Source organism: Enterococcus sp. AZ067 (assembly GCF_051715005.1).
In the GTDB taxonomy this organism is placed as follows: Bacteria; Bacillota; Bacilli; order Lactobacillales; family Enterococcaceae; genus Enterococcus_D; species Enterococcus_D casseliflavus.
Window position 1 is genome coordinate 1,846,887 of record NZ_JBIOSY010000001.1, and the last position, 11,791, is coordinate 1,858,677.

10 protein-coding genes are annotated in these 11,791 nt (G+C 39.3%); 7 read left to right on the top strand and 3 right to left on the bottom strand.

Features of this window, described 5'->3' with window-relative positions:
- Positions 1 to 85: 85 nt before the first annotated feature.
- The 3 genes from lepA to IGI82_RS08710 all read left to right on the top strand — a co-directional run bounded on the left by lepA (position 86) and on the right by IGI82_RS08710 (position 3,575).
- Entirely contained in the window at positions 86 to 1,921 is a 1,836-nt protein-coding gene (lepA, locus tag IGI82_RS08700; RefSeq protein ID WP_005226023.1) for a translation elongation factor 4, read from the top strand.
- 180 nt (positions 1,922 to 2,101) lie between these two features.
- The gene (locus IGI82_RS08705; RefSeq protein ID WP_087627482.1) at positions 2,102 to 3,052 is read left to right on the top strand and encodes a zinc-binding dehydrogenase; all 951 of its coding nucleotides are present in this window, start codon (positions 2,102 to 2,104) and stop codon (positions 3,050 to 3,052) included.
- 271 nt (positions 3,053 to 3,323) lie between these two features.
- Entirely contained in the window at positions 3,324 to 3,575 is a 252-nt protein-coding gene (locus IGI82_RS08710; RefSeq protein ID WP_015509648.1) for a hypothetical protein, read from the top strand.
- Between the two features lie 213 nt (positions 3,576 to 3,788).
- Here the strand turns inward: IGI82_RS08710 and IGI82_RS08715 are convergent, their stop codons facing one another.
- Positions 3,789 to 4,298 (bottom strand): AAA family ATPase, encoded by a 510-nt coding sequence (locus IGI82_RS08715; protein ID WP_087628168.1) that lies wholly within the window; start codon positions 4,296 to 4,298, stop codon positions 3,789 to 3,791.
- Positions 4,299 to 4,337: 39 nt separating this feature from the next.
- The gene (locus IGI82_RS08720; RefSeq protein WP_086295313.1) at positions 4,338 to 4,742 is read right to left on the bottom strand and encodes a hypothetical protein; all 405 of its coding nucleotides are present in this window, start codon (positions 4,740 to 4,742) and stop codon (positions 4,338 to 4,340) included.
- Between the two features lie 436 nt (positions 4,743 to 5,178).
- Between IGI82_RS08720 and IGI82_RS08725 the strand changes: the two genes are divergently transcribed.
- Entirely contained in the window at positions 5,179 to 7,221 is a 2,043-nt protein-coding gene (locus IGI82_RS08725) for a glycosyl hydrolase 115 family protein (RefSeq protein WP_438842600.1), read from the top strand.
- Between the two features lie 84 nt (positions 7,222 to 7,305).
- Here the strand turns inward: IGI82_RS08725 and IGI82_RS08730 are convergent, their stop codons facing one another.
- Complete coding sequence (locus tag IGI82_RS08730) at positions 7,306 to 7,818, bottom strand: GNAT family N-acetyltransferase (protein WP_438842055.1); 513 nt, start codon at positions 7,816 to 7,818, stop codon at positions 7,306 to 7,308.
- Positions 7,819 to 8,310: 492 nt separating this feature from the next.
- On the opposite strand from IGI82_RS08730, the gene IGI82_RS08735 reads away from it, so the two are divergent.
- The 3 genes from IGI82_RS08735 (at position 8,311) to IGI82_RS08745 (ending at position 11,787) form a co-directional block, all read left to right on the top strand.
- Positions 8,311 to 9,888: an ABC transporter substrate-binding protein gene (locus tag IGI82_RS08735; protein WP_015509666.1), complete on the top strand. Its 1,578-nt coding sequence runs from the start codon at positions 8,311 to 8,313 to the stop codon at positions 9,886 to 9,888.
- A 61-nt stretch (positions 9,889 to 9,949) separates the two neighbouring features.
- Positions 9,950 to 10,879: an ABC transporter permease gene (locus IGI82_RS08740; RefSeq protein ID WP_086338237.1), complete on the top strand. Its 930-nt coding sequence runs from the start codon at positions 9,950 to 9,952 to the stop codon at positions 10,877 to 10,879.
- Between the two features lie 11 nt (positions 10,880 to 10,890).
- Complete coding sequence (locus IGI82_RS08745; protein WP_060791898.1) at positions 10,891 to 11,787, top strand: ABC transporter permease; 897 nt, start codon at positions 10,891 to 10,893, stop codon at positions 11,785 to 11,787.
- Positions 11,788 to 11,791: the final 4 nt, after the last annotated feature.

Consider the following 11,791-nt stretch of genomic DNA (forward strand, 5'->3'; position numbering starts at 1 on the left):
AATAACGGTTAAGAAAAATACTTTATCTATTGGCGTTTCGTTGGTATAATAGAAAAGCTGACTAAAAGAAATGAGGAACGTATCCATGAACATAGAAGAAATGAAAAAACGACAGGAGAAGATTCGTAATTTCTCCATTATCGCCCATATCGACCATGGGAAATCAACACTGGCGGACCGTATTTTGGAACAAACCCATACGGTGACGTCACGGGAAATGCAAAACCAATTATTAGACTCCATGGATCTTGAACGTGAACGAGGAATCACAATCAAATTAAATGCCGTGGAACTTAACTATACCGCCAAAGACGGCGAAACCTACATCTTCCATTTGATCGACACCCCAGGGCACGTCGATTTCACCTATGAAGTTTCCCGCAGTTTGGCTGCTTGTGAAGGCGCCGTGCTCGTCGTTGATGCAGCTCAAGGGATCGAAGCACAGACATTGGCAAACGTCTACTTGGCGTTAGACAATGATTTAGAGATCCTACCAGTCATTAATAAAATAGACTTGCCAGCTGCCGATCCTGAGCGAGTACGAACAGAGATCGAAGATGTGATCGGTATCGATGCCAGTGAAGCTGTTTTAGCAAGTGCCAAAGCAGGTATTGGGATCGAAGACATTTTGGAACAAATTGTTGAGTATGTCCCAGCTCCAGCAGGTGATATTGAAGCACCGCTAAAAGCGTTGATCTTTGACTCCGTGTACGATTCCTATCGTGGGGTGGTCTTAAACGTCCGCATCATGGACGGGATGGTCAAACCTGGAGATAAAATCAAAATGATGAGCAATGGCAAGACCTTTGATGTTACGGAAGTGGGTGTCTTTTCACCAAAAGCCATTCAACGAGATGCGTTGATGGTGGGCGATGTTGGGTATATCACTGCTGCCATCAAGACCGTTAAAGATACCCAAGTCGGGGATACGGTGACATTAGCCAACAATCCAGCAGAAGAAGCCTTAGCTGGTTATCGTCAAATGAATCCGATGGTTTATTGCGGATTGTACCCAATCGATACTTCACGCTACAACGACCTTCGAGAAGCATTGGAAAAATTACAATTGAATGATGCAGCATTGCAATTTGAACCAGAAACCTCTCAAGCATTAGGATTTGGGTTCCGTTGCGGCTTCTTAGGCCTATTACACATGGATGTCGTGCAAGAACGGCTAGAACGTGAATTTAACCTTGAGTTGATTACGACTGCACCATCCGTAATCTATCATGTCAACAAGACAGATGGCTCAATGGTCGTCGTTGATAACCCAGCAGAATTTCCTGAACCAGTCACGATTGAAAACGTACAAGAACCTTACGTCAAAGCACAAATCATGGTGCCTAATGATTACGTCGGTGCTGTAATGGAATTGTCCCAACGCAAACGGGGAGACTTTGTCACGATGGATTACTTGGATGATTATCGTGTAAACGTCGTTTATGAGATCCCACTATCGGAAATCGTCTTTGATTTCTTTGATAAATTGAAATCCAGCACCAAAGGGTACGCATCACTCGATTATGAAATGTCTGGTTACCGAACTAGCAAGCTAGTGAAGATGGACATCTTGCTGAATACTGAAAAAGTCGATGCGTTAAGCTTTATCGTTCACCGTGACTTTGCTTATGAACGCGGTAAAGCCATCGTTGAAAAACTGAAAAAACTGATCCCACGACAACAATTTGAAGTACCGATCCAAGCAGCCATCGGACAAAAAATCGTTGCGCGTTCCGACATCAAAGCCTTGCGTAAAAACGTATTGGCGAAATGTTACGGCGGTGACGTTTCTCGAAAACGCAAACTCCTAGAGAAACAAAAAGAAGGGAAGAAGCGGATGAAACAAATCGGCTCCGTCGAAGTACCGCAAGAAGCCTTCATGGCAGTTCTGAAGATGGATGAGGACGAACCGAAGAAATAATCTGTTTTGACGGATGTCAGTAAGAGGAATAAAATGAAAGTACCTTCGAGAGAAGGTGCTTTTTTTAATAAAAGGAAAAATATAAAATGACCGAAGGGACATTCGTCGGTTGTTTAGTAGATAGTTTCAATCGATTGATGCGTGGCTTTTGATAGATTGAAGATCGGAGATGATTTGCGCATGAAGGCGTTGTATTTTAATGAATTCGGTGATTCAACTGTTTTAACATATGGGGATTTGCCGGATCCCATCATTCATGAAAATGAGCTATTGGTAGAAATGGTGTATATTGGGTTGAATTATGCTGATATTTATCGGAGAAAGGGCACCTATCATATTGAATCCCGAGAGCCTCTTATTAATGGCTATGAAGGGGTAGGGAGGATTATTCAAAAAGGAACATCTGTCTCCAAGTTTCAGCTAGGGGAAACGATTCTTTTTGTGGATGTTCCTTTTGCTAATGCAGAATTGGTGGCTGTTCCTGAGGAAAATGCCATCCGTATCCCATCAGGTATACCACCTAAATTAGCAGCCAGTATTGGTCTGCAAGGGTTGACAGCTGATTTTTTAGCTCATGATCTTGGCAATAATGTGAATCATAGTAAGGTCTTCGTCCATGGGATAAGTGGTGGCGTCGGACAAATTTTATCGCAATTATTAACCGCAGATGGTCTAGAAGTGTATGGCGTCACTTCTACGGAAGAAAAGCGGCAACTGGCTTTAGACCAAGGCGCAAAACAAGTTTTTTTAAGAAATACAGAATGGCAAGATACCTACACTTCTTTCTTTGATACCGTTTATGATGGCATTGGGCATACATTAGCCGAAAGTGTCGACTTGCTCAAAAATAGAGGGAAGGTTGTCTTTTTTGGCATGGCCGGCGGAAATCCGCCAGCGATCGACTTTATTCCCTTGCTATCTAAATCAAAAAGTATTTTGACAGGAGATCTCTGGGATTACTTGACAAGTTTTCAAGAGCGGGAGAGAAGAAGCTCTCGATTGTTTGACTACTTTAGCAAGGATCAAATGAAAATCAGTCAACCAACCATTTTTTCATTAGCTGACGGAAAAGCTGCCCATGATTATTTAGAATCTGGAAAAAGTATCGGTAAAATTCTGCTGCAACCATAAGAAGGTAAAAAACTAGATGTTTTTATTGCAAACGATACACCGAATGTTTGATGTTTCACTAAGGCATTTTTTATATAATCGATAGTTCTCTTATGATACATCTTTAAGGATAAAAATAAATGTAAAATGAATAGAATATTGCAAAAAAATTATAGCTTTTATCTATTCAGTGAGAATAAGATAAAACTTTGTGATACACAGTACATTTAATTTGAAAATATTTAATTACAGCAGTAAGATAAATATATCAAATACTTAAGGAGTGATATCTATGACAAACTATGAAGAAAAGGAAGCAAAAGCATTGGTAAAGATTGCAGAGGTTCTTGATAAGTTAGATGAAAATTTAGCTGAATTAGACACACTAGATGCAGATGCAAAAAAACATAGTATGAAGAAATGGATCGTTGAGAAAAAAGCGATTCATGAAATCAAAAAGATCGCACACGAAGCCGGTAAGTATGAAAAGTACGATGAAAAAGCACTACAAAAAGAAATTGATGAAGTTGAGAAGTATATGTAATTGAAGAATAATAAGAAATTGTCACCATTATTCAGCAATTGAAATCTGAATTGATAAAAGCCAGATTTCAATTGAAGATTTAGAATTGACAATGATCTCAATAAGCCCATGCTCTTATGAGTGTGGGCTTATTTGTGTCAGTCACAAGAAGTAGCTCTCTGAGAATAGTTGCGTTAAAAAACATGGGCCAAAATTTACTAATTGAAGGAATATTTAAGAAGATGCCAAAATTAATTTTCTTATTTTTGAAACGGTCTCCGCAACAGAGTAATGGGAAATATCAATTTTTCTTGAACGCAATTCAGTATATTTTGGTAACCTATCCAGTGAACGCTGTAAATCAGATAGTGTTCGTTTCCCGGTGGTTATATCTCCTTCAAAGTTTTTCTGCAATTTTTCTGGCGAGGCAATTAATGAGAAGTGTTGCACGTCAATATCTTCCAATGCGATGCCGTTCAAGACTCGATCCACAATTTTTTGCTCATCCATAACCCAGCAAAAATAAATGACGTTGATCATAGAGTTATTGATAAAAGAGTTTAACAGAAAATGGATATTGTTGATCACCATATCCTTATTCTCTTCATTGACGATAAACGGATTCATCATCCAGCACCAATCCCCGTCAAGGTAAACAGACTGCTTTGTTTGTTTGGATAGTTCTTCAGTTATAGTTGATTTACCAATTCCCATCGTACCACTGATCAATATAAGCTTTTTCATCAGACTACCGCCAGCTTTCATATAAAAAGTATTTTTTTCTCAATCCAAAAACGTGTTTAGATTTTTAACTGTGATCCAACCATTCTCTTTCCACAGCCCAATCTCTTCAGAGCAAGCTACTTTTTCACTCGGTTCCTCATGCAAAAACAATTGGATTTTCTGTCCGTACAGTAGTTTTCGAGTCAAAGCAAAGGTTGCTTCCGCAAAGCCAGCTGCACCGATATAACCACAGATGCCATTTTTTTCTTTGTTATACAAATAAAAAATCTCGGCTTTTTCTATGTCTTTATAAAAGTCTACGAATAAGGTTGGAAACTGAGTAGAAAGATCGTCCGTGGCTTTTGGATAATTGATCACCTGATGACCATTTTCAGTAAGTGTATTCGTCAGTTCTTCAAAATCCTTTTGAAAAGCGATACTTCCAGAAATAATTATTTTTGACATGCTATGGCTCCTTGTCGTTGATTTACTTCATTATATCAGGATGAAGGTGCTAAGCGAGGGAAATTTTAGCTAACTTGTATCGCCAATCTAGTAATGGGAAGGACGAAATTATTGATTGAATTAAAGTAATCTGTCTATGAGAGACGTGTTTACTTAAAAGAAGACGATTAAAACCACAATACGAAAAAAGTCTGTTTTTTTAATTTTTTCATCGATTTTCTCTATTTTTTTGGGGAAAGGTTTCGTTTATTCTATACTTGTAAACGATCTCAAAGTGTTTAAATGGGGATTATTAGAATGATTTTTAGAATGTGGTCCTACTTTTTCTAAGAGCGAATTGACTATCAAGTTATAGATAGAATATTAGTTACAGTACAGTAGTTGGATTCTCATTAGAGTTAAAATAATGAAAGAAAAAGATGAAACGGGGGATTACATGGAAACACCATTTTTCATTTCGAAAAATACTTCTGTCACGTCAAAACAGTTGAAAAATGAAGTGATTGGACATGCTTGCAAGATCTTGCAGCGTGACATTTTAACCGTTGTGACAGACACGAGGAAGGCAAATGAAATTGAATTGGTTTTACTTGATGGAAAAAATGAAACGGATGCTTTTCATATACTTTTCGTATCGCCAGATAAAGTAAAAGTGTGTGCTGAAACACCGTTAGGATTAATGTATGGGGTTCTTGAAATCTCTCAAAAAATTTTAGGTGTTCAACCCTTTTGGTATTTCATGGAGATTCCCCCAATAAAAAAGCCATTTATTGAATGGACAGGTTTTGACTTAACATTGCCTGATTTTGCAACGGACTATCGGGGCTGGTTCGTCAATGATGAGTTGCTGCTGGATCAATGGGAAGATAATGGTTCGAATGAATATGTATGGGAACGTCTTTATGAAACATTGTTACGTTTAGGCGGAAATGTCATCATTCCTGGAACAGATAAGAACAGTCATAGACATCGAGAAAGTGCGCAAGCGATGGGGTTGATCTATACACATCATCATGCCGAGCCACTAGGCGCTGAGATGTTTGCTAGAAGGTATCCTGGTTTGAAGGCTTCATACGAGGAACATTTTGCGTTGTTTCAGGAATTATGGAAAAAAGCCATACACGAGCAAAAAGGTACCAAGGTTATCTACACACTTGGTTTTCGCGGACAAGGAGATTGTCCTTTTTGGGCAGAAGATCTTGATCGACAGTGGTCAGCAGCGGAAAAAGCAGCAGTGATCAACGAAATCGTCCATCTGCAATATCATATGGTTAAAGAAGTCGATCCTCATGCAGTATGTTCAATGAACATTTATGGGGAGATGACGGAATTATTTAATCTTGGCTTACTTGAGCTTCCAGATGATGTGATTGAGATTTGGGCGGATAATGGTTATGGCAAAATGGTTTCTCGTAGACAAGAAAATCACGATCCACGAGATGAGGTGCTAACAAACACATCAAAACCAAATCAATCAAGAGGAATCTATTATCACGTTGCCTTTCATGATTTACAAGCATCTAATTTCTTGACGATCTTGCCTAATAGCCCAGAATTTGTTTCTAGAGAGTTAATGGCGGTTAGAGAAGTCAAGATGGATAAGTTTGTCTTAGTCAATACAGGCAACATAAAACCGCATATTTTGTTCTTACAAGAAATAGCGAATTTCTGGCGAGCAGATTATCAGTTACGAATCAATCAAGAGATAATTTCAGAGCATGTAACACAATATTATCAAAATCAGCAAGAAGAGATCCAAGCTGTCTATGAAGCTTACTTTGAAGCGATTATTCGCTATGGAACACATGAGGATCAAACCGCTGGGGACGAGTTTGCCTGTTATTTGATTCGAAAAATTATTCAATCCTGGCTCAAGCAAGAAACAAAAATTCCGAGGATAGAATGGTTGACGGGTGATAAAAAAATCAAGGAGCAAGTCACAGAAATTTTCTCTATAGTAGGAGAAAAGATAGCAGCCTGGGAGAATCTATTGCTGAGATGCCAGCAGATTACATCATCCCTTCAGGATAAACGTGCGCAAAATGCTCGCTTTTTTAATGATATTTACCTCTCAGTAGCCGTTCAATGCAAAACATTAAAAGCACTGCTCCATTTGTTAGACGCTTATCAGATGCTTGATCGGGAAGAAATGGTCTTTGTATTTGTAAAAGTTTTCGATGCGTTAGAAGAAATCCATCAACTAATTCAAATACTAAAGGAAAATCCAAGTGATACATGGTATGATTTTTATGAAAATGATGGCTATACCAACCTAACATTGACAAAAGAGATGATCAAAAGTCTGTTGTCTTACATTCGTATCATTGGCGATGGTCCAGATCAAGATCAATGGGAGAGAAAATATATTATGGATCCCACTGAATCAAGAGTTATGTTGCTTTCAAATACTAAAAAAGCGTTGACGGATGAAAAGTTAGCAAGAAAAATCAGAGTAAGTTTTAGAAAAATTCCTAAATAATATTAATTTGAGATGAAACGCCATTCAAAAGTTAGACTAAATATCTTACTTTTGAATGGCGTTTCATTTAGTATGCAGTTTTTATTAGAATTCATTAAGCGTATCGTCCAATTCTAGCACCATATTATACCAAGCAACACCAGCATGTTTTGATTCTGACAGTCCTTCTAGTTGATAGCCCTGCTTTTCGTAATATGGAATCAATGATTCTAAACAAGTTAAGGTGATTCCTTTTCTGTATTGAAGACGACATTGTTCTTTTAGGGCTGACAGTAGTTTGCTACCAATCTGACAGTTTCTATAATCAGGAGCGACAGCTAAGCTCAGAATACTTTGGTAGCCACCAAAAGGCTGATTAGGAAAAGTACTTTCAAAGAGATCGTCAGAGAGATAACGTTTAGAAATAATGGGCCCTACAACGTAACCGATCGGACAATCCTTTTCATTTATAGCAACAATAAAACTGTCACTTATTGTATGTATTCGATCCATCATCGATGTTTTGGATACTGCTTCATCAACTGTAAATCCTGCATTTTCAATCTGCATGATTTGATCAATATCATCTTCTTTTGGTGGTCTGAAGAAAATGTTCATTCAATCACTCCTATCTTTATTCAAAAATAGTTTATCACAGAATGATATATATCGTTTATATTTGATGACGATAAAAATTTATAGACTTAAAATTTCTAGTACAGAATCGTTGTCATACTTTCATTCAAATGAAACAAAAATAAGAATTAGTTGTTGTTAACTGAATGGGTTTTTATAAGAAAAAGTCAAATTAATGATAATAAATCGCAATTCTTCATTTTATTCTAACAAAATGACAATTTTCTTAGGTGTTCATCACAAATCTATCACATTTCCAAGCTAAAGTTTGTTATTATCTGAAAATTTTCATCATTCAGATAAAAGCTTCTTCATTATGAGCAAATTTTTTATAGTTAGTTGATAGAAAACAGGACGAGCGTATGTGTTTTCGATCCAAGTTACACGCCAATGCGTCTAATTTCTATATTTGCTGGTATGAAGAAGAGCGCAAAAAAAAATCCTTAAGTTACAGGGGACGAAATGGAGGATAACATGAAAAAAAGGAAAACAAGCTGGGCACTCGTATTGTTAACAAGTCTGATGGTATTAGGTGCTTGTGGTAGTGGAGGCCAAGACCCAACAGATAGTTCGGGAGGGAATGTGTCAGGGGGAGCTAGTTCTGATCCTAATGTATTAGTGGTCGCATCAGGTGCGGATCCAGTGACATTAGATATCCATCAAACGAACGACCAAGCAACTACCAGGGTAGCAAGACAGATTTATGAAACACTGATCAAACAGACGAACGATCTTGAGTTAGTGCCAGGGTTAGCAACAGAGTGGGAAGAAATTGAAGAGAACCTTTATGAGTTCAAGTTGCGAGAAGATGTTGTCTTTCATAATGGGGAAGCGATGACAGCTTCTGATGTTGCCTACACCCTTCGACGGGCGGTTGACTCACCTTCGATCAGTCATATCATTGGTTCGATCGATCCTGATACGATCGAAGTGATCGATGATCATACGATCCATATCGGGACAAATGGTGCCTTCGGGCCTTTCTTGACTCATTTAGCACATCCTGCGGTTGGAATTTTGAGTGAGAAAGCTGTGGAAGAAGCTGGTGAAGATTATGGTATCAGCAGCGTTGTGGGAACGGGTCCCTTTGAATTTGTTGAATGGGCAACCGGTAGTCACGTGACGTTAGATCGATTTGACGATCACTGGGATGAGCCAGCGGGAATGGAAAGAATTGAGTTTCGGACAATTACAGATTCAAGTGTTCGTTTGATTGAACTAGAGTCAGGAACCGTCGATATTGTTTATGATATCGCTCCTTCTGATAATGAAAAGGTTGAAGAAAACGATGAATTGACTTTATTAGCGACAGAAAATTTAGGAACGGAATACTTAGGTTTCAACGTTCGAAATGATACACCATTGCAAGAAGTAGGGGTACGTCGCGCGATTGCCCATGCTATCGATGTCGAATCGATTATCCAAACGGTTCATATGGGGATCGGGACTCAAATGAGTGGACCGATCAACGAATTGGTTTTTGGATATAATGAAAACTTGGAAGCTACTCCTTATGACGTTGAATTAGCAAAAGAACTATTAGCAGAAGCTGGTTATCCAGATGGCGGCTTCTCCCTTTCGTTGTATGTCGGTGATAACAATCAAGAACGAATCCGTGTCTCGCAGGTTGTTTCCGCTGCTTTAGAAGAATTAGGTATCACTGTTGAGGTCAACCAAATGGAGTGGGGAGCATTTTTAGATGCTGCAGCAGCTGGTGAACCAGATATGTTCTTACTAGGTTGGACAACGATCACAACAGATGCTGACTATGGATTGTATCCACTGTTCCATTCAAGTAGCTTTGGCGAAGCTGGAAATCGTACGTTCTATCATAATGAACGGGTAGATGAATTACTTGATGCAGCTCGTAGCACTTCTGACCAAGAGGAACGCTTGGCCTATTATCACGAGGCGCAAGAGATTATCAATGATGAGATGCCATGGGTTTACTTACAAACCAGAGAAAATGTTTCAGGTATCCGCAACTGGGTGCAAGGGTTCGAACATCATCCAACTGGAAGTTACTTCTTAGATACGGTGTCAAAAAACTAAATTGGATTGAGAGTATAAAATAAAGAGCCGCAATGGCTCTTTATTTTGAGGAGATGAATAGATGTTCCAATATATTGTAAAACGAATTCTGTGGTTGTTTCCTATCCTGCTAGGCGTCTCTTTTATTGTATTTACGATTATGTATCTATCACCTGGAGACCCTGTAACGATGGTGTTGGGGGAAGGAGCGACTCCTGAACAATATGAGGCTATGCGTGTGCAAATGGGGCTTGATCGTAGTTTTATCGAACAATTTTTTCATTATATAAAAAATGTTGTCATCGAATTTGATCTTGGGAGATCGTATGTTTCTGGCCGGGTGGTCATGGATGAAATCCTAGTCCGTTTGCCCAACACAATCAAATTATCAGTATGGAGTGTGTTATTTGCCTCGCTGATTGGTATTCCACTGGGAGTGATCTCTGCTTCGAGACCTTATTCCAAGGTTGATAATTTCGTGATGTTTCTTTCACTAGTTGGGGTTTCTATGCCAACCTTTTGGCAGGCACTCCTTTTAATTATTCTTTTTACTTCTACCCTGGGCTGGTTGCCAGCATCTGGTTTTGATACTTGGCAGCAAATGATCATGCCAGTATTTGCATTGGCTTCCTCATCAATTGGCACGATCGCCCGGATCACAAGGTCGAGTATGATGGACGTTTTAGACCAAGATTATATTCGTACGGCAAAAGCCAAAGGAGTAAATGGTTCAAAGGTGACGTTCCATCATGCCTTAAGAAATGCCTTGATTCCCGTAGTGACAGTCATTGGTTTGCAGTTTGGGGCTTTATTAGGTGGGGCTGTATTGACCGAGACTGTTTTTAGTATCAATGGGATCGGGACATTGATGGTGAATGCGATCCGTACAAGAGACACAATGATCGTCCAAGGCGGCGTTTTATTTATTGCATTTATTTTTACGATGGTTAATCTATGTGTCGATATTCTCTATGCATATATCGATCCGCGAATTAAAACCTCATATGATTAAGGGAGGAACTCATGTTTTCTAGAAAAAAGGCCATAGCGAAAACGCAAGCACTTGCAGGCGTACCAGAAGGATCGAAACAAGAGATTTGGCTTTCCTTAAAAGCAAATCGCCGAGCAATGTTTGGGTTACTATTTATCACGTTACTGACGATTACTGCGATTTTTGCAGACTTTATAGCTCCCTATGGTATGCGGGAGCAAAATCTAGCCAATGCATTGCAATTTCCAAGTCGTTCTCATTGGTTTGGGACAGATGACTTGGGACGTGACGTATTGTCTCGTTTGATTTACGGCACGAGAATATCGCTTACTGTAGGCGTTTGTGCGGTGTTACTGGCACTCTTTTTTGGTGGCATCTTAGGTGTCTTATCCGGTTATTTCAGAGGGTGGATCGATACGCTGATTATGCGTTTTTGTGACATCTTACTATCCATCCCTTCCATTTTGTTGGCAATCGCCATCGTGGCTTCTTTGGGATCCAGTCTGCCGAACATGATCTTGGCGATCGGGTTGGCGAATATCCCCATTTTTGCTCGTATTATTCGGGCAAGTGTGATGGCGGTCAAAGAGAAGCAATTTATTGAAGCTGGAAAAGCGCTGGGCGCAAATAATGGATTGCTGATTTTTAAACACATCTTGCCAAATATCCTTTCACCAGTCATTGTGCATTCATCAATGGGCGTTGCCACAGCAATTTTATCTGCTGTTGGCTTAGGATTTATTGGCTTAGGTATGGAGGCTTCCGTTGCGGAATGGGGAACGATGTTAAATTTTGGACGAGGCTATATCCGAACACATCCCTACCTGACGATTTATCCAGGGATCGCGATCATGTTGACCATTTTATCCTTCAATTTGATCGGTGACGGAATCCGTGATGCCATCGATCCGAAGATGAGAGAGAGGTAAGCAG

What these genes read in the sequence shown, in the direction of transcription:
- lepA (WP_005226023.1), top strand. Translation starts at nt 86, where the DNA reads ATGAACATAGAAGAAATGAAAAAACGACAGGAGAAGATTCGTAATTTC.
- IGI82_RS08705 (WP_087627482.1), top strand. Translation starts at nt 2,102, where the DNA reads ATGAAGGCGTTGTATTTTAATGAATTCGGTGATTCAACTGTTTTAACA.
- IGI82_RS08710 (WP_015509648.1), top strand. Translation starts at nt 3,324, where the DNA reads ATGACAAACTATGAAGAAAAGGAAGCAAAAGCATTGGTAAAGATTGCA.
- IGI82_RS08715 (WP_087628168.1), bottom strand. Translation starts at nt 4,298, where the DNA reads ATGAAAAAGCTTATATTGATCAGTGGTACGATGGGAATTGGTAAATCA.
- IGI82_RS08720 (WP_086295313.1), bottom strand. Translation starts at nt 4,742, where the DNA reads ATGTCAAAAATAATTATTTCTGGAAGTATCGCTTTTCAAAAGGATTTT.
- IGI82_RS08725 (WP_438842600.1), top strand. Translation starts at nt 5,179, where the DNA reads ATGGAAACACCATTTTTCATTTCGAAAAATACTTCTGTCACGTCAAAA.
- IGI82_RS08730 (WP_438842055.1), bottom strand. Translation starts at nt 7,818, where the DNA reads ATGAACATTTTCTTCAGACCACCAAAAGAAGATGATATTGATCAAATC.
- IGI82_RS08735 (WP_015509666.1), top strand. Translation starts at nt 8,311, where the DNA reads ATGAAAAAAAGGAAAACAAGCTGGGCACTCGTATTGTTAACAAGTCTG.
- IGI82_RS08740 (WP_086338237.1), top strand. Translation starts at nt 9,950, where the DNA reads ATGTTCCAATATATTGTAAAACGAATTCTGTGGTTGTTTCCTATCCTG.
- IGI82_RS08745 (WP_060791898.1), top strand. Translation starts at nt 10,891, where the DNA reads ATGTTTTCTAGAAAAAAGGCCATAGCGAAAACGCAAGCACTTGCAGGC.